This is a genomic window from Neisseria subflava, assembly GCF_003044645.1.
In the GTDB taxonomy this organism is placed as follows: Bacteria; Pseudomonadota; Gammaproteobacteria; order Burkholderiales; family Neisseriaceae; genus Neisseria; species Neisseria subflava_B.
In genome coordinates, this window is sequence record NZ_POXL01000007.1 from 17,993 (window position 1) to 35,203 (window position 17,211).

18 protein-coding genes and 1 tRNA gene are annotated in these 17,211 nt (G+C 46.2%); 4 read left to right on the forward strand and 15 right to left on the reverse strand.

The window, feature by feature from the left end; translation table 11 throughout:
* Positions 1-57 precede the first annotated feature (57 nt).
* The 14 genes from accD to DBY97_RS08500 form a co-directional block, all read right to left on the reverse strand.
* Complete coding sequence (accD, locus tag DBY97_RS08435; RefSeq protein WP_049331298.1) at positions 58-924, reverse strand: acetyl-CoA carboxylase, carboxyltransferase subunit beta; 867 nt, start codon at positions 922-924, stop codon at positions 58-60.
* 75 nt (positions 925-999) lie between these two features.
* Entirely contained in the window at positions 1,000-1,785 is a 786-nt protein-coding gene (gene trpA / locus DBY97_RS08440) for a tryptophan synthase subunit alpha (RefSeq protein WP_107723507.1), read from the reverse strand.
* Positions 1,786-2,090: 305 nt separating this feature from the next.
* Positions 2,091-2,438, reverse strand: a complete 348-nt coding sequence (locus tag DBY97_RS08445) for a hypothetical protein (RefSeq protein ID WP_107723508.1) — start codon at positions 2,436-2,438, stop codon at positions 2,091-2,093.
* Complete coding sequence (locus DBY97_RS08450) at positions 2,422-2,724, reverse strand: integration host factor subunit alpha (RefSeq protein WP_003680933.1); 303 nt, start codon at positions 2,722-2,724, stop codon at positions 2,422-2,424. The genes DBY97_RS08445 and DBY97_RS08450 overlap by 17 nt, the downstream gene beginning before the upstream one ends.
* A 114-nt stretch (positions 2,725-2,838) precedes the next feature.
* The gene (gene pheT, locus DBY97_RS08455) at positions 2,839-5,202 is read right to left on the reverse strand and encodes a phenylalanine--tRNA ligase subunit beta (protein ID WP_107723509.1); all 2,364 of its coding nucleotides are present in this window, start codon (positions 5,200-5,202) and stop codon (positions 2,839-2,841) included.
* Between the two features lie 28 nt (positions 5,203-5,230).
* A complete protein-coding gene (locus tag DBY97_RS08460; protein ID WP_107858065.1) occupies positions 5,231-6,400 on the reverse strand; it encodes an HpaII family restriction endonuclease in 1,170 nt (389 codons plus the stop codon).
* A gap of 4 nt (positions 6,401-6,404) precedes the next feature.
* Entirely contained in the window at positions 6,405-7,505 is a 1,101-nt protein-coding gene (locus tag DBY97_RS08465; protein WP_107723512.1) for a DNA cytosine methyltransferase, read from the reverse strand.
* Positions 7,483-7,920 (reverse strand): very short patch repair endonuclease, encoded by a 438-nt coding sequence (locus DBY97_RS08470; RefSeq protein WP_107723513.1) that lies wholly within the window; start codon positions 7,918-7,920, stop codon positions 7,483-7,485. The genes DBY97_RS08465 and DBY97_RS08470 overlap by 23 nt, the downstream gene beginning before the upstream one ends.
* A 19-nt stretch (positions 7,921-7,939) precedes the next feature.
* Positions 7,940-8,929, reverse strand: a complete 990-nt coding sequence (pheS, locus tag DBY97_RS08475) for a phenylalanine--tRNA ligase subunit alpha (protein WP_003683075.1) — start codon at positions 8,927-8,929, stop codon at positions 7,940-7,942.
* Positions 8,930-9,177: 248 nt separating this feature from the next.
* The gene (gene rplT, locus DBY97_RS08480; protein ID WP_003675502.1) at positions 9,178-9,537 is read right to left on the reverse strand and encodes a 50S ribosomal protein L20; all 360 of its coding nucleotides are present in this window, start codon (positions 9,535-9,537) and stop codon (positions 9,178-9,180) included.
* 12 nt (positions 9,538-9,549) lie between these two features.
* The gene (rpmI, locus tag DBY97_RS08485) at positions 9,550-9,747 is read right to left on the reverse strand and encodes a 50S ribosomal protein L35 (protein ID WP_003675505.1); all 198 of its coding nucleotides are present in this window, start codon (positions 9,745-9,747) and stop codon (positions 9,550-9,552) included.
* Between the two features lie 142 nt (positions 9,748-9,889).
* Positions 9,890-10,411 (reverse strand): translation initiation factor IF-3, encoded by a 522-nt coding sequence (gene infC, locus DBY97_RS08490; protein ID WP_079453677.1) that lies wholly within the window; start codon positions 10,409-10,411, stop codon positions 9,890-9,892.
* A gap of 17 nt (positions 10,412-10,428) precedes the next feature.
* Positions 10,429-12,342 carry a threonine--tRNA ligase gene (thrS, locus tag DBY97_RS08495; protein WP_107858138.1) on the reverse strand — a complete coding sequence of 638 codons (1,914 nt, stop codon included), beginning with the start codon at positions 12,340-12,342 and terminating at the stop codon, positions 10,429-10,431.
* A gap of 52 nt (positions 12,343-12,394) precedes the next feature.
* Positions 12,395-12,471 (reverse strand) — tRNA-Val (locus DBY97_RS08500).
* A 237-nt stretch (positions 12,472-12,708) separates the two neighbouring features.
* Here DBY97_RS08500 and tgt point away from each other — a divergent pair.
* The 4 genes from tgt (at position 12,709) to DBY97_RS08520 (ending at position 16,140) form a co-directional block, all read left to right on the forward strand.
* Positions 12,709-13,824 carry a tRNA guanosine(34) transglycosylase Tgt gene (gene tgt, locus DBY97_RS08505; RefSeq protein ID WP_107858066.1) on the forward strand — a complete coding sequence of 372 codons (1,116 nt, stop codon included), beginning with the start codon at positions 12,709-12,711 and terminating at the stop codon, positions 13,822-13,824.
* 85 nt (positions 13,825-13,909) lie between these two features.
* Positions 13,910-14,920: a ferrochelatase gene (gene hemH, locus DBY97_RS08510; protein WP_107858067.1), complete on the forward strand. Its 1,011-nt coding sequence runs from the start codon at positions 13,910-13,912 to the stop codon at positions 14,918-14,920.
* A 123-nt stretch (positions 14,921-15,043) separates the two neighbouring features.
* Positions 15,044-15,442 (forward strand): c-type cytochrome, encoded by a 399-nt coding sequence (locus DBY97_RS08515; RefSeq protein ID WP_107858068.1) that lies wholly within the window; start codon positions 15,044-15,046, stop codon positions 15,440-15,442.
* 206 nt (positions 15,443-15,648) lie between these two features.
* Positions 15,649-16,140 carry a disulfide bond formation protein B gene (locus DBY97_RS08520; protein ID WP_107858069.1) on the forward strand — a complete coding sequence of 164 codons (492 nt, stop codon included), beginning with the start codon at positions 15,649-15,651 and terminating at the stop codon, positions 16,138-16,140.
* Positions 16,141-16,200: 60 nt separating this feature from the next.
* Here the strand turns inward: DBY97_RS08520 and DBY97_RS08525 are convergent, their stop codons facing one another.
* Complete coding sequence (locus tag DBY97_RS08525; RefSeq protein WP_003745951.1) at positions 16,201-16,929, reverse strand: YebC/PmpR family DNA-binding transcriptional regulator; 729 nt, start codon at positions 16,927-16,929, stop codon at positions 16,201-16,203.
* Positions 16,930-17,211: the final 282 nt, after the last annotated feature.

Here is a 17,211-nt window from a genome sequence, read left to right on the forward strand (position 1 = left end):
ATAATTAAAAAGGCCGTCTGAAATATTATTTTCAGACGGCCTTTCTTATTGTGCCAATCAAGCGGCAGTTACTTTACCTTCATGACGCAACAAAGTAATCAAATCGCTGATACGTTTTTTCATGGAACGGCGATCGACGATTTGGTCGATTGCCCCCTTCTCCAACAAGAATTCTGCACGTTGGAAACCTTCCGGCAAGGTTTCACGTACAGTCTGCTCGATAACGCGCGGACCGGCAAAACCAATCAGCGCATTCGGTTCTGCCAAAACCACATCGCCCAAGAAGGCAAAGCTGGCAGATACGCCGCCCATGGTCGGGTCGGTCAATACAGAAATAAACGGCAGACGTTTTTCAGTCAGCAAATGCAAAGCCGCGCTGGTCTTCGTCATCTGCATCAAAGAGTTAATCCCTTCCTGCATACGCGCACCACCGGAAGCCGCCACACAAATAAACGAACAATTATCTGCAACGGCACGACGTACACCCTGAACGAAACGCTCACCCACGACCGAACCCATAGAGCCGCCGATAAAACGGAATTCAAACGCAGCCACAACGACAGGCAGGCCGTTCATGGTGCCTTTCATAACAACCAATGCATCGTCTTCGCCGGTTGCTTTACGCGCAGCCGCGAGGCGGTCGGGATATTTTTTGCTGTCTTTGAATTTCAGCGGGTCGGTCGGTTTAATATTGGCTGCAATCTCTTCACGGCCTTCTTCATCCAAAAGTAGATTCAAACGTTCGCGCGCAGAAAGCGGATTGTGGTGATTACATTTCGGGCAGACTTCGCTGTTTTGCTTCAACTCGGTTGAATAAACCGTTGCCGAACAAGACGGACATTTGTGCCACAGGCCTTCAGGGACGCTGGACGAACTGCTTCGGTTTTTAATTTTCGGAGGAAGAATTTTATCTAGCCAGCTCATGAATGACTCCTTGGAATTCAGAATTCAGACGGCCTGTTGAATGTAAGGCCGTCTGAAATAATGGAATAAAAAATATTAGCGAATCGCGTCTTTCAACTCTTTAACCAACACGCCTACCGCTTCGGCCTCGCTACCTGCGTGGCTTTCAATCTCTTTGACGATACGGCTGCCGACAATAACGGCATCCGCTACCGCACCAATTTTACGCGCACTCTCCGCATTATTGATGCCGAAGCCGACACCAATCGGAATATCGATGTATTTGCGCAAAAGCTCTATTTTACGCGAAACTTCTTCAGTATCCAAACTTGCCGCACCGGTCACGCCTTTGAGCGATACATAATACACAAAACCGCCGGCTACTTTGGTAATCGTTTGAATACGCTCCTCAGTTGTTGTTGGCGCAATAAGGAAAATACAATCAATACCTTGCTCTTTCAACGAGTCATGCAGCGGGGTAATGGTTTCTACCGGAGAATCCACAGTCAATACGCCATCCACGCCAGCGTCGGCAGCCGCTTGTGCAAACGCTTGATAACCCATTTTATGTACTGGGTTCAAATAGCCCATTAACACAATCGGCGTTTTATCATTGGTTTGGCGGAACAAACGTACTGTTTCCAATACGTCGTACAAAGAAACATGATTTGCCAACGCCCTTTCAGCCGCACGCTGAATGGTCGGACCATCCGCCATCGGGTCAGAAAACGGCACACCCAGTTCCAAAATATCAGCACCGTTAGCCACCAGGCTATGCATCAATGCCAAGGTCGTCTCAAGGTTGGGATCACCCACTGTAATATAAGGAATCAGTGCTTTTGCGCCATTGAGCGCTGAGAAAGTTTGTTGGATTCTGCTCATTTTCTGCTATCCATTTCATCGATTCGAATGTTGTCCGACAGCCTAATCTATTCTGCCGTTACATTTATTGTAAAAAACTTAGTCTGCCGCAAAAACAAATGGCCGCTTTTCCCAATCGGCAAACAAGAGGCTAAGTATAACATTTACGGCTATTTCATAGAATCATTTGCAATCAAGATTCTGATATTTTGAAAGCAATATAAAACAATAAAGGCCGTCTGAAAATCATTCAAACAGCCTTTATTAGAATCAATTATGCAAATCTTTGTATGCTTTCGCACTTTTGATCAGATTTTTCCTATCAATTACAGCTCAACATGATGGTTTTGTTGTTCAAAACCAAGATGACGCTCCAAATCAGACAAAATCTGCGTCAGACCATGACGGACTTCTTCCGCATTGGCGGCAGGATTGCCGTTTGCATCCAAAGCGCCACGGCTGAACGTATCGATATACGGTTCAAACGTATCTTTCAGTTTCAACAACTTAACTACATCTGAGCGCGTATATCGATCGCCACCGTATCCAATCACAACATTATTTTCATGTTGCCATTGGGCAAACTGAGCCGGGCTGATTTGCACCAATTGGCACATCTCATCCAACGTAAAATAACGCTTGGCAGGAATAACCGGATTATTGTTGTTTGTCATAGTAATGCTCCACCATGCCTTTGAGTTTTTGGCTGGCATGGAAAGTTACCACACGGCGTGCGGTAATCGGCACTTCTTCGCCTGTTTTAGGGTTACGGCCTGGGCGTTGAGGTTTGTCGCGCAATTGGAAATTGCCGAAACCGGAAATTTTAATTTCTTCACCACGCGCCAAAGTGCTGCGGATTTCTTCAAAAAAGAGCTCGACGATTTCTTTGGCATCATTCTTGGTGACGTTGCTGACTTTGTCGACCAAAATATCAGCCAATTCTGCTTTAGTTAGTGTCATGTGTTTACCTTCATTCAAACTGGTGCAATTATTACCAAAATTCTTTTAAAAATCAAGTCCTCACCAAAAAATCAAATATTATTGGTGATTTTTGGCGACAACTTTTATCTTATTTTAAGCGCGAAGCTGTGCATCTTTTTCGGCTGCCGCTTTAATCATTTTCGCAACCAAAGGCTCGATGACTTCATCTGTCAGCGTGTTTTCCATATCTTGCAAAATGATTTTGACGGCAACGCTCTTCATGCCTTCAGGCACGCCCGTACCGCGGTAAACGTCAAACACGCTGATTTCTTGAACCAGCTTGTTTGCTGCCGCTTTCAGGGCATTTAACAAATCATCATGCGTCACAGCCTCAGGCATTACAAATGCCAAATCTCGGCGCGCAGGTTGGAATTTGGATACAGACTGATAACGGGTTTTCTCACGACCCAATACCGCATCCATATCGATTTCAAATACCAGCGGCGCTTGTGGCAAGTCATATTTTTGCAGCCATTTCGGATGCAACTCGCCAACAAAACCAACTACTTTGCCGTCTGAAACAATATTGGCGGCACGTCCAGGATGCAATGCCGGATGTTCTGTCTTAACAAAGGATACTTCCTTGTTTTTCAAAAGGCTCTCAACATCGGCTTTCATATCGTAAAAATCTACGTAGCGTGTTTTCTCACCCCATTGCTCAGGCAACACGGAGCCATACCACAAACCGCCAATACGTTCGTTTTGAACAAATTGATCAGCCGAATCTTTGCTGAACACACGGGCAATTTCAAACACGCGTACGCGGTTTTGCTTACGGTTCAAATTGTTTTGCAAAACTTCCACCAAACCGCCGATAAGCGTAGAACGCATAACGGCATACTGCGCCGCCAACGGATTTTGCAGGCGGATAGGATTGGTATTGGCAGCAAAGTCTTGCTCCCATTGCTCATCCACAAACGCATAGCTGACTACTTCGCGGTAACCGCGAGCCGCCATTTCGTTATAAACCGCAAAACGCGGACGTTTGGTTTCAGGCAAAGCCAACATCTTCAGACGGCCTGAAGTATAGTCGTCAGGAATATTTTCATAACCGTAAACGCGGCCGATTTCTTCAATCAAATCAGCTTCGATCTCGATATCGAAACGGAAGCTAGGAGAAGTGACACGGAAGCCTTCTGCAGTTTTCTCAGGCTGCAAACCCAAGTGTTGCAAGATAATTTCAACTTGCTCGACAGGGATTTCAACGCCCAATACCGTTTTCAGACGGCCTAAACGCAATTCGACCTGTTTTGCCTCGGGCAATTTGCCTTGTGCCTCAACCATTTCACCGGCTGCACCACCGCAAATCTGCAACACCAATTCGGTAGCACGCTCAATAGCATCAGCTTGCAAGCGGTAATCCACACCGCGTTCAAAACGGAAAGAAGAATCCGAACCAAAACCGTATTGACGGGATTTACCGGCAATAATCTCCGGAGCAAACCAAGCAGCTTCCAACACAATATTTTGTGTCTCATCAGAAACCGCGCTTGCCTCGCCGCCCATCAAGCCGGCCAAGCTCAACGCACCTTTTTCATCAGCGACCACCAGTGTATTGTCAGCCAAAGTAACCGTCTTCTCATTCAGACACGCCAAAGTCTCGCCATTTTGAGCACGGCGGACAATCAAACTGCCTGACAGCTTGTCAGCATCGAAAACATGCATAGGCTGACCGATTTCCAGCATCACATAGTTACCAATGTCCACCAATGCGGAAATGCTGCGGATACCGCTGCGTTCCAAACGTTGTTTCATCCAATCGGGAGTAGCCGCTTTCGCATTGACATTTTCAATAACGCGGCTGATAAAACGACCGCAATCGGCCGGTGCATCAATACGGACAGCCTGTTTTTTCTCGCTGCCAATAGAGGCCGTCTGAATTTCAACAGGCGTAAACACACATTGAGTCAACGCAGAAACCTCACGCGCAATGCCCTTAACACTCAAGCAATCAGCGCGATTAGGCGTAATTTTCAACGTAAACAGCGTATCGTCCAAATCCAAGTATTCGCGGATATTGGTACCGACAGGCGCATCTTCAGGCAGAATGTGCAGACCGTCTACACCATCATCAGGCAAACCCAGTTCATTGGTCGAACACAACATGCCGTTTGATGGTACGCCGCGCATTTTAGTCGGCTTAATTTTGAAATTACCCGGCAAAACGGCACCCGGCAACGAACACGGCACTTTAATGCCCGGCTTGACATTTGGCGCGCCACAAACAATCTGAACTAACTCGCCCGTACCGGCATCAACTTGGGTAACGTTCAAACGGTCTGCATCAGGATGTTTTTCAACGGATTTTACTTCGGCAACAACCACGCCACTGAAAGCAGGGGCAGCAGTATCGATTTCTTCCACTTCCAAACCGGCCATAGTCAAAAGATGTTCCAGTTTATCGGCAGAAAGATCAGGATTGGCTTGGGTTCTCAGCCATGAGTAGGAGAATTGCATTTATCACTTCCTATAAAATAAATCTGCTTTATTTAAAGCGAACTTGAAGATTCAGTTTGATAAAAAAGTCATTGTCTTCTTTGAATAGCCAACCGTAAAAATACTTCTTCTTAGCATCATTGTCAGAATGCCCTGGATTATTTTTATCTTCGCCTGTAGTAGCTTGTTCCAATTTTGTACGCTTTAAGAGATAATTTCTAAGTAAATTGAAGTCATAAATGTGGAAACATACGACACTTCCATCCTTTTTTGCTACAATTACCCCACCAAAAGATTCATATTCTCCCAGCCATACAGCTTCCGAGGTCATTCCCATCGCACTTTCTACTAAAAATTTTTTAATCTTATACTCATAAAACTTCTGCTGCCCCCTCCCCCCTTCATAAAAATTTAATGGGTCTGAATCCTCCAATATGTCTACTAATTTTTCAATAGAAGATTCCCTATTCAAATACCTTAAGTATAGGCAATGTGCCAAAATTTCAGGTAGATCCCCATCTATAATCTTCAGATTATTATAAAACTGCCTGGACTGTATTCCTTGAAAGCAAACATCTGCACCAATGTTTTCTATTTTTTCTAATCTTGCTGTTATCTTTCCTTTCTTTCCTTTTGTCTCATAAGTATTACCATTGAAAGACTGTAAATCAAAGCTTTTTGGAAGATTTGTTATCTTATAAATAAAGTTGTTTCCAGCCCCTGTGTTCAATAAAGTTGCATTTTCTCCTAATAAAGACTTAATACTGAAGCCTAAATCAGTATCCTTGGCAAGCCGATAATCATAAATTTTTAACCTTATATCCGATTTAGTACCAGAATTAGCTTTTGCTGTTTTAATTTGATTGCTCTGTAAAAATGGATCTAATTTAGAAATTGGAAATGAACGGTCTTTTCCATCTTTTATACCTGATAAAGCATCTTCAATTACTTTAGTTAATTCCTGATATGTATAGCTATTCAATAATTCTTCTTGAGTATTATCAACTTTAAAGATATGTATTTTTACTTCTTCACCTAGCTCTTCTCTTTCAAACTCTAGCCGATATCCTTGTTCAGATTTATAGCTTTTCATCACTTGATAAATATTTGTATTATCAGGATTTAAATCCATATCTGACTGCACCAACTTTCCCTCTGCAATTAGTTTCAATAATACATATAATTCTGTCCACTCCCCTTTATTTGCTCGTACCGCCATAATTTTATCCCTTATCTGATAATAGCTTGTCTAAAACTCTCTCAGCCACTGCCTGAATTGCTGGCACAGCAACCGAATTGCCGAATTGTTTATATGCGGAAGCATCTGCAACCGGGATTTTAAATTCTTCAGGAAACCCTTGCAGCCTTGCCCATTCGCGCGGAGTCATTTTTCTGATTCCTTCGCGGTTTACCTCGCCTTTAATATTGGTGGTCGGAGTAAAATCGGTAATACGCTTGTCGATTACCAAATTCCGCTCCCTTCCCATACCTCCGACGACAATCGCATTGGCAATCCCGTCATCGGGAATAATCTCATATCCAAACCCATTACCCTTTTCTTCATGCCTTTGTTTGTGTTTTCTTAAAGTATCAATGTATTGGGTGGACAAATAATATTTAGTCGGTACAGTATCTTTTTCCCGTATATCCTTAAAAGCCACCTGAATTCTTGTCGGTTCAGGATATTCGAAATCTTTGATATTAGTATCTTCCCGAAAGCCCACAATAAAAATCCTCTCACGGTTTTGCGGCACCCCGAAATCCTTTGCATTGACAATTTTCGGCTCTGGTACAAAATATCCTAAATCTTCTCTCAACGTATTCAATATCGTCTGCAACGTCCTGCCTCGATCATGATTAGTCAATCCTTTTACGTTTTCCAAAAAGAATGCCTTAGGACGGTGCCTGCGGATAATCTCCGCCACATCAAAAAATAATGTACCGCGCGTATCTTCAAACCCCCCGCGCCGGCCGGCAATCGAAAAGGCTTGACAGGGGAAACCTGCACACAGCACATCAAATTGCTTCGGAATGTATTGTTTGGTTTCTTCCGAAGTAATATCGCCAAACGGTACTTCTCCGAAATTGGCTTCATACGTCTGTTTGGCTTTCTCGTCCCACTCGCTCGAGAACACGCATTTCCCACCCAAGTTCTGCATCGCTATGCGGAAGCCGCCAATACCTGCAAACAAATCGATAAAGGTAAATTTGGGCTTCAAGGCCGTCTGAAAAGTACCACTGTTTTCAAAAAGGCAGTATTGAGCTGCTTTTTCTTCCAAGTATTCGCCTTGATTACCACCCTTAATTTCGTTTTTGTAAATCAATTCTTCTTGCTCGGATGATTTCTTTGACTTTTTCTGCACAGCTGGTTGTATCTTTAACGACATCGTTACTCCAAAAACGTAAAACCGTCCAGCCCTCGGCTTTCAGACGGCCTGTTACTTCCATATCCCGTCGGATGTTGCGTTCTATCTTGGCAATCCAAAATTCGCGGTTGCCCTTTATTTCCGCTTTTCTCTGTTCCCAATCCTTGCCGTGCCAAAACTCGCCATCGACAAACACGGCAACTTTGTATTTTTTAAACGAAAAATCAGGTTTTCCAAAAATGCTTCCGCTATTTTTCCGATACCTGAGCCCCAAAGCCCACATCGCCTTTGCCAATGCAAGCTCAGGTTTCGTCCCTTTGCTTTTGTTGGCACGCATACATTTTTTACGCTGCTCTGGGGTTAATTTATCCATTTTTTGGGGCGTCTGAAAATTACTTAAACTGCTTCAAAAAGTTCAAATCATTATCGAAGAACAAGCGCAGGTCATTGACGTTGTAGCGCAACATGGCAAAGCGGTCGAGACCGATACCGAAAGCGAAACCGGTATATTTTTCAGGGTCGATATTGACGTTTTTCAACACGTTAGGATGTACCATGCCACAGCCGCCGACTTCCAACCATTTGCCGTTTTCGCCCATGATGTCGATTTCGGCAGAAGGCTCGGTGAACGGGAAGAAAGACGGACGGAAACGTACTTGCAGGTCATCGCGTTCAAAGAAGCGACGGATAAAATCAGTGAACACTGCTTTCAAATCGGCAAAAGTTACGCCCTCTTCTACCCACAAACCTTCGGCCTGATGGAACATAGGCGAGTGAGTGGCATCACTGTCCACACGGTAAACGCGGCCAGGGGCAATAATGCGGATAGGCGGCTCTTTTTTGTCGAGCATATAGCGGATTTGAATAGGCGAAGTGTGTGTGCGCAAAACGTCGCCGTTTTCAACGTAGAAAGTATCTTGCATCGCACGCGCTGGGTGATTTGCAGGAATATTCAAGGCTTGGAAATTGTGGAAATCGTCTTCGATTTCAGGGCCGTCCGCCACTTCAAAACCCATACCGTGAAACAGCTCGACCACACGTTGCAAAGTCAAAGTAACCGGATGCAAACCGCCATGTTCTTGTGCACGGCCCGGCAAAGTAATATCCAAGGCTTCTGCAGCCAATTGAGCTTGTAGCTTGGCTTCATTCAGGGCATCGCGTTTGGCATTAAAGGCCGTCTGAAACTGATTTTTGCATTCGTTGATGTGCGCGCCTATGGTTTTACGCTCTTCAGGAGACATTTGACCCAAAGTTTTCAAAAGTCCGGTCAATTCGCCGGTTTTACCAAGATAGCGTGCTTTAATTTGTTCTAAGGCATTGAAGTCTTGCGCGGCTTCAATAGCGGCAATACCTTCTGCAACGATACGGTTTACATTTTCCATAGTGGTTTATCGTCTGTTTGTTGATGGCAGGCCGCCTGAAACAACAAAGCCGTCTGTTGGATTTGATTGCAAACCCGTTCAGACGGCCTTTTGTCTTACTGCGGCCAATCCGTTTGATAAGAGGGGCCTATTTTATCGCAAATCAGTATAAAAAAATAGAGTTTAAAGAAAGAAAATCAACTACATAGGATTTCTTTAAGAAAAGAAAAAAGGAAGCATAAGCTTCCTTTTTAAATAATCTTATCGAATTAAGCAGCCAAAGCAGCTTTAGCTTTTTCAACCAATTGTGCAAATGCAGCTTTGTCGAATACAGCCAAATCAGCCAATACTTTGCGGTCGATTTCGATAGCAGCGCGTTTCAGGCCGTTCATGAATTTGCTGTAAGACAGACCATTTTCACGGGCACCTGCGTTGATACGAACGATCCACAGTTGACGGAATTGACGTTTGCGTTGGCGACGGTCACGGTATGCGTATTGACCGGCTTTCATTACCGCTTGTTTGGCAACACGGTAAACGTTTTTACGACGACCGCGGTAGCCTTTGGCTAACGCGAAGACTTTTTGGTGACGAGCACGAGCGGTAACACCGCGTTTTACGCGTGGCATATTCTAAACTCCTTAAGCGTAGGGCAACATTTTAGCAACAGAAGCCAAATCGCGTGAATCCACCATAGCGGTGCCGCGCAATTGACGTTTAGTTTTAGTGGTTTTTTTGGTCAGGATGTGACTTTTGAACGCATGACCGCGTTTTACACCACCGTTACCCAGTACTTTAAAGCGTTTTTTCGCGCTAGACTTGGTTTTCATTTTAGGCATTGGAAAACTCCATTCGTTATTAGATAAGGTATAAGGGGTTTTGAAATAAATTTCAAACACTTGGAACCCAAAATACCACGGTTTTTGCCGCTAATTAAACCTTATTCCGAGCGGCAATCGAAATAATCCTTGCATTATAGCTTTATTTTTTCTTAGGCGCAATCATCATCACCATCTGGCGGCCTTCCATTTTAGGGAAGGACTCGATTTGTGCCACTTCAGCCAACTCTTCTTTTACGCGTTCAAGCAGTTGGGCACCCAATTGTTGGTGGGCCATCTCACGGCCGCGGAAACGCAATGTCACTTTGACTTTGTCACCATCGGCAAGGAAACGGTTGATGTTGCGCATCTTGATTTGATAGTCGCCTTCATCAGTACCCGGACGGAATTTAATTTCCTTGATTTGTACCTGCTTTTGGTTTTTCTTGGCTTCGTCGCGCTTCTTGGCTTGTTGGTATTTGTATTTACCGTAATCCATCAGTTTGCAAACGGGCGGCTTGGCAGTTGGGGAAATTTCTACCAAATCGACATCTTGCTCTTCGGCCATAGCCAGAGCTTCACGAACTGAAACGACACCAAGCTGATCGCCTGACTCACTGATTAATCGCACTTCTTTGGCGGTAATTTCACCATTGATTCGTGCTTCGCGTTCTTGAGCGATGATGAATACTCCTATAAAAATTAATGATTGACAAGGGCGTCAGTGATTTCTTGCTGCAATTGTGCAATAAAATCATCTACATTCAAAGAACCCAAGTCTTCTGCTTTGCGGCGTACCGCAACTTTGTTTTCTTGCTTCTCTTTATCGCCGACAACGATTTGATAAGGGAAACGGTATTGGCTGTTGTCGCGGATTTTGTAACCGATTTTTTCGTTACGCAAATCCAATTCGACACGGAAGCCTGCCGCCTGCAACTTAGCAGCTACTTCTCGACAATAATCTGCTTGGTTCTCGGTGATATTCATAATCACCATTTGAACCGGCGCAAGCCACAATGGGAATGAGCCTGCATGGTTTTCAATCAGAATACCGATGAAGCGCTCCAATGAACCCAAAATAGCACGGTGCAACATTACAGGACGCGCACGGTCGTTGTTTTCTGTTACATATTCGGCATTCAAACGCTCTGGCAATACAAAGTCCAACTGCAGGGTACCGCACTGCCAAGAACGACCCAAGGCATCTTTAACATGGTATTCAATCTTAGGACCGTAGAATGCACCTTCGCCAGGCAATTCTTCCCACTCTACGCCGCAAGCGGTCAATGCATCACGCAGGCCTTGTTCGGCTTTATCCCAGACTTCGTCAGAACCTGCACGTTGCTCAGGGCGGAGTGACAACTTCACAGCAACATCATGGAAGCCGAATTGTTTGTAAATACGAACCAGCAATTCATTGAATGCACGTGCTTCATCAACGATTTGATCTTCGGTACAGAAGATATGCGCATCATCTTGCACAAAACCGCGAACACGCATCAGACCATGCAATGCACCGCTTGGTTCATTACGGTGGCAAGAACCGAACTCAGCCAAACGCATTGGCAAATCGCGATATGAGCGCAAACCGTTATTGAAAATTTGCACATGACCCGGACAGTTCATCGGTTTAACCGCGTATTCGCGTTTTTCTGAACTGGTCACGAACATATTGTCTTTATAGTTTTCCCAGTGACCGGATTTTTCCCAGAAGGTTTTATCCATAATCTGAGGCGTTTTAACCTCTTTATAACCGGCAACATTCAGCTCTTTGCGCATATGCTGCTCAATCACTTGCCACAAAGCCCAGCCTTTAGGATGCCAGAACACCATACCCGGCGCTTCATCTTGCAGGTGGAACAAATCCAATTGTTTACCCAGCTTACGGTGGTCGCGTTTTTCCGCTTCCTCGATGCGTTGGATATAGGCTTTTAATTCGTCTTTACTTGCCCATGCTGTACCGTAAATACGTTGCAACATTTCATTATTACTGTCGCCGCGCCAGTATGCGCCCGCCAGTTTGGTCAGCTTGAAGTTTTTCAAGAAACGGGTATTGGGAACGTGAGGACCGCGACACATATCGACGTATTCTTGATGATGATACATACCCATTGCTTCCACTTCAGGCATGTCTTCAATCAGACGCAATTTGTACTCTTCGCCGCGATTTTGGAAAATTTTGATGGTTTCTGCACGGGGCGTCATCACTTTAATGACGTCATAGTCTTGTGCAATCAATTCTTTCATGCGCGCTTCGATGGCTGCTACATCATCAGGCGTAAATGGTTTTTCAGTTGCGATATCGTAATAGAACCCGTCTTCAATCACCGGGCCGATAACCATTTTAGCATCAGGGTAGAGCTGTTTGACCGCATGACCGACCAAGTGCGCGCAAGAGTGGCGGATAATTTCCACGCCTTCTTTGTCTTTAGGCGTAATGATTTGAACGTGGGCATCTTCGGTAATCGGATCGCAAGCATCCACCAATTTACCGTTAACCTTGCCCGCTACCGTTGCCTTTGCCAAACCTGCACCGATAGACGCTGCTATTTGCGCCACGGTAACGGGTGATTCATATTGGCGGACCGAACCGTCCGGCAAGGTAATGTTCAACATCAGAAAGCTCCAAAACATTAAAAAATAACGGCATAAAGCCGTTATGGAAATTTGGTAGGCACAATTGGACTCGAACCAACGACCCCCACCATGTCAAGGTGGTGCTCTAACCAACTGAGCTATGTGCCTTCATCTAAGTCGCTTATTGTAACGAAGCGTGTTCCCTTTTGCAAGCATCTGTAAATACTTTTCAGACGGCCTGAATATTTTTGTTTGATTTATACCTCATTTTTTATTCTCTCCGTCATTCAGGCCGTCTGAAGCATTGTTTTGACAAAGATAAAATCCAGCCGTCAACCAACGAAAAATCCTTTATAATCTGCCCTTTCATTTCGCACACACGCGAACGTCCAATCTATTATTACTATGCTCAAATTTACCTTACACAAAAAAGACGGTCATGCCCGACGCGGCACTTTGGAACTGAACCACGGCAAAATCGAAACGCCGGTATTTATGCCGGTCGGCACTTACGGTTCGGTCAAAGCGATGAACCCGCAAAACCTGCATGACATCAAAGCGCAAATCATCTTAGGCAACACTTACCATCTGTGGCTGCGCCCCGGTTTGGAAGTCATCGAACAATTCGGTGGCCTGCACGAATTTATCGGCTGGGATAAGCCGATTTTGACTGACTCAGGCGGTTTCCAAGTATTCTCGCTGTCCGACATGCGCAAGCTGACCGAAGAAGGCTGCACATTCCAAAGCCCGATCAACGGCGACAAACTGTTCCTCTCGCCCGAAGTGTCGATGAAAATCCAAACCGTATTGAATTCCGACATCGTGATGCAGCTGGACGAATGCACCCCTGGCGAAGCAACGCACAGCCAAGCGCAAAAATCGCTGCAAATGAGCCTGCGCTGGGCGGAACGCAGCAAAAAGGCTTTTGAAGACCTGAAAAACCCGAATGCACTGTTTGGCATCGTCCAAGGCGCGATGTATGAAGATTTGCGCGAAGAATCGCTGAAAGGTTTGGAAGAGCTCGACTTCCCCGGCTTGGCCATCGGCGGCTTGTCTGTTGGCGAACCTAAGCCCGAAATGTACCGTATGTTGCGCGCCGTCGGCCCTATTCTGCCGGAACACAAGCCACATTATTTGATGGGCGTTGGCACTCCTGAAGATTTGGTATACGGCGTGGCACACGGCGTGGATATGTTCGACTGCGTCATGCCTACCCGCAATGCGCGTAACGGCTGGCTGTTTACCCGTTTTGGCGATTTGAAAATCAAAAACGCCAAACACAAACTCGACAAGCGTCCGATTGATGAAAGCTGCACCTGCTACGCCTGTCAGAATTTCAGCCGCTCCTACCTGCACCATCTGCACCGAGTCGGTGAAATCCTGGGCGCACAGCTCAACACCATCCACAATCTGCACTTCTACCAAGTCATCATGGCAGAAATGCGCGAAGCCATCGAACAAGGTAAATTTGCCGATTGGCAGGCGCAATTCCATGAAGACCGTGCCCGCGGTGTGGATTAATCCTTTTAAAGGCCGTCTGAAATCAGGTTTGGATTCAAACTGCTTTTCAGACGGCCTCAATATTCTTCATTAGTAAAGCACAATCATGTCCCGTTTCCATACCGAACCGCCCTTAGCCTACACCGCACAAAACCGCACCGCCGTCCTGCTGCTCAACCTCGGCACGCCTGACGCGCCGACGGCTGCCGCAGTCAAGCCTTACTTGAAAGAATTTCTGTCCGATCAACGCGTTGTCGAACTGCCTAAACTTTTATGGCAACCGATATTGCGCGGCTTGGTATTGACTTTTCGCCCGAAAAAAAGCGCGCATGCCTATGAAAAAGTTTGGTTTAAAGAAGGTTCGCCGCTTGAGGTTTACACACACCGCCAAGCAGAAGCCCTAGCCAAACATTTGCCCGATGTCATCGTCCGTCATGCCATGACTTACGGCAATCCAAGCGTTGCCGATGTTTTGGCGGAACTCAAAGCCCAAGGCGTGGGCAAATTGCTGGTCATCCCGCTCTATCCGCAATATGCCGGCTCTTCTACTGGCGCGGCTTTGGACAAAGTGTTTCAAGAATTATTGCTGCAACGCAACCAAATGAGCGTCCGCACCGTTTCCCGTTACTACGACGATGCCGCTTATATCCAAGCCATGAAGCAGCACATCGAAGCCTATTGGGCCCAAAACGGACGCGGTGAAAAACTGATGTTGAGTTTCCACGGTATTCCGCAAAAGCATCACGACGACGGCGACCCTTATCCTGACGAGTGCCACCACACCGCCAAACTGTTGGCGCAGGCATTGGGCTTGTCCGAACAAGAATACATCGTTTCTTTCCAAAGCCAGTTTGGCAAATCCCAATGGATCAAGCCCAGCACGCAAGCCCTGTTTGATCAGCTGCCGAAACAAGGCACAACCAAACTCGACGTATTCTGCCCCGGCTTCCTGGCCGATTGCCTTGAAACCATGGAAGAAATCGCCATTATGGGACGCGAACAATTCCACGCCGCAGGCGGCAAAGAATACCGTTACATCCCCTGCCTCAACGATTCCGCCAACTGGATTGCCGCACTTGCACAATTAAGTCGGGCCAATCTGCAAGGCTGGATTTGACCTAAACCAAAGGCCGTCTGAAAAATCCACTTTCAGACGGCCTTTAGCGTTATCATCAAGCTATTAAAACGCAAACCAAGCGTGTGGCCATCAAAAACAACACTACTCAAAAAGGAACACATCATGACTGCACTCCGCCCTATCCTGCTCCTTCTGACCGCACTCAGCATCCCAACCGCTTTTGCCGCCGATGCCACGCTGATGAGCAAAGGACAAAAGATTTACGAAACCAACTGCGCCGCCTGCCACGGCAAAAAAGGCGAAGGCCGTGGTGCCATGTTCCCGCCACTGTTCCAGTCCGACTATATCAACAAAAAACCGCAAGTCCTGTTGCAAAGCATGACCAAAGGCATCAACGGTCCGATTAAAGTGAACGGCAGATCCTACAACGGCTTCATGCCTTCTACCGCCATCAATGATGCCGATGTTGCCGCCGTTGCCACTTACATTATGAACGTCTTTAATAATGGCGGCGGTACGATTACTGAAGCAGATGTCAAAAAATCTCACGGGAAAAAATAAAACGTCTCTCCCCTAAAGGCCGTCTGAACATTTCAGACGGCCTTTTCGATATGAAACACATTTTTATTTCCATATTTATGGTTACGCAACATCAACAAACATACGCAAAAAACCGTCAAACCAAAAAAAGCATATGCGTTTTTGTGTTAAAGTAAACATTATTTAGCGGCTGTTTTGCGTCCAGGCCGTCTGAAAGGTTTTATGTTATGAACTTTTTCCGCAAGACTGTTTTATTTCTAGTCGTCCTCTCTATATTTGCCGCCTGCGGCTCATTTATTTCCCAATACGTTTTGGGCATGAACCCGTGCGTATTGTGCATCCTGCAACGCTTGTGCGTTTTGGCTGTCGGGCTGTTGGCCATTGTTACGGCATTCAGTTCTCAATCTTCCAAATTTGCCCGCTCGCTCTCGGCATTGTTGATTGCCGCTCCGGCCGTTTACGGCGCCGGTGTCGCCGCCTATCAAATTTGGCTGCAAAGCCTGCCGCCCGGCACCGCCCCTTCTTGCGGCGCACCTTGGACCTTCCGCCTGCGCGACTGGCCCTTGTTCGATTGGTTTGAACCCATCGTCCGCGGCTTTGGCAACTGCGCCGAGCCGGACTATCTATTCGACGTCGCCCTACCGGTGTGGAGTATTTTGTATTTCAGCTTCGTGGTATTGCTGCTGCTTTGGGCTTGGTTTAAAACCAGAAAAATCTGATTGGTTTCGATATAAAAAGGCCGTCTGAAATTTCAGACGGCCTTTTGTTCTTTAAACTGTTTAGTCCAGATTCAACACGGCAGAAGTGTAAACGTCTTGTACGTCGTCCAAATCTTCCAATGCATCAATCAGTTTTTGCATTTTAACCGCATCTTCGCCGCTTAACTCGGTTTCGTTTTGGGCGCGCATGGTAACGTCGCCGTCAACAGATTTGTAGCCTGCGGCTTCCAATGCCGCTTTCACGCCTGCCCAGTCGTTCGGCGCGGTAATCACTTCGATGGAACCGTCGTCGTTGGTGATGACGTCTTCCGCACCGGCTTCCAAAGCCGCTTCCATCAGCGCATCTTCGTCAACACCTGGTTCAAACACCAAATAGCCTTGATGAACGAAGTTGAACGCTACGCAGCCGTCGGTACCCAAGTTACCGCCGTTTTTAGTGAACGCATGGCGCACATCGGCAACGGTACGGGTTTTGTTGTCGGTCAGACAGTCCACCATCAAAGCCGCGCCGCCGATGCCGTAGCCTTCGTAACGCAACTCGATGTATTCCACGCCTTCCAGATTGCCCGTACCTTTATCGATGGCACGTTGCACGTTGTCTTTAGGCATATTGTTTTCAGCAGCTTTTTCCAAAGCCAGGCGCAGGCGCGGGTTCGCGCCGGGGTCGCCGCCGCCCATGCGGGCAGCAACGGTAATTTCTTTAATCAGACGGGTGAAGATTTTGCCGCGTTTGGCATCTTGTCGGGCTTTTTTGTGTTGGATATTTGCCCACTTACTATGGCCTGCCATATTGATTCCTTTCGTTTTTTCACGCGTTGAGGCGGAATTTGCTTCATTTGTAAGGCGTGCATTTTATCATAAGTTGCCTTTAGCCAAAATATTCAGACGGCCCGAACATTTGCAAAAAAAGGCCGTCTGAAAACAAAGAAACCTTTTTTAAATAAAGAAGCACATTTACGGCAAACCTTTGTCAGTTTTTCGTTTTAATTCACGAAGGTTTACGGTATGATGACAAAATCGGTCAAAATTGTTAACAACTTAACCGGTATCGAATGGCAAAACGGCCTGCTC

Bases quoted from the DNA above. Each gene is read 5' to 3' on its own strand.
- accD (WP_049331298.1), bottom strand. From the start codon at position 924: ATGAGCTGGCTAGATAAAATTCTTCCTCCGAAAATTAAAAACCGAAGC.
- trpA (WP_107723507.1), bottom strand. From the start codon at position 1,785: ATGAGCAGAATCCAACAAACTTTCTCAGCGCTCAATGGCGCAAAAGCA.
- DBY97_RS08445 (WP_107723508.1), bottom strand. From the start codon at position 2,438: ATGACAAACAACAATAATCCGGTTATTCCTGCCAAGCGTTATTTTACG.
- DBY97_RS08450 (WP_003680933.1), bottom strand. From the start codon at position 2,724: ATGACACTAACTAAAGCAGAATTGGCTGATATTTTGGTCGACAAAGTC.
- pheT (WP_107723509.1), bottom strand. From the start codon at position 5,202: ATGCAATTCTCCTACTCATGGCTGAGAACCCAAGCCAATCCTGATCTT.
- DBY97_RS08460 (WP_107858065.1), bottom strand. From the start codon at position 6,400: ATGGCGGTACGAGCAAATAAAGGGGAGTGGACAGAATTATATGTATTA.
- DBY97_RS08470 (WP_107723513.1), bottom strand. From the start codon at position 7,920: ATGGATAAATTAACCCCAGAGCAGCGTAAAAAATGTATGCGTGCCAAC.
- pheS (WP_003683075.1), bottom strand. From the start codon at position 8,929: ATGGAAAATGTAAACCGTATCGTTGCAGAAGGTATTGCCGCTATTGAA.
- rplT (WP_003675502.1), bottom strand. From the start codon at position 9,537: ATGCCACGCGTAAAACGCGGTGTTACCGCTCGTGCTCGTCACCAAAAA.
- rpmI (WP_003675505.1), bottom strand. From the start codon at position 9,747: ATGCCTAAAATGAAAACCAAGTCTAGCGCGAAAAAACGCTTTAAAGTA.
- thrS (WP_107858138.1), bottom strand. From the start codon at position 12,342: ATGTTGAACATTACCTTGCCGGACGGTTCGGTCCGCCAATATGAATCA.
- tgt (WP_107858066.1), top strand. From the start codon at position 12,709: ATGCTCAAATTTACCTTACACAAAAAAGACGGTCATGCCCGACGCGGC.
- hemH (WP_107858067.1), top strand. From the start codon at position 13,910: ATGTCCCGTTTCCATACCGAACCGCCCTTAGCCTACACCGCACAAAAC.
- DBY97_RS08515 (WP_107858068.1), top strand. From the start codon at position 15,044: ATGACTGCACTCCGCCCTATCCTGCTCCTTCTGACCGCACTCAGCATC.
- DBY97_RS08520 (WP_107858069.1), top strand. From the start codon at position 15,649: ATGAACTTTTTCCGCAAGACTGTTTTATTTCTAGTCGTCCTCTCTATA.
- DBY97_RS08525 (WP_003745951.1), bottom strand. From the start codon at position 16,929: ATGGCAGGCCATAGTAAGTGGGCAAATATCCAACACAAAAAAGCCCGA.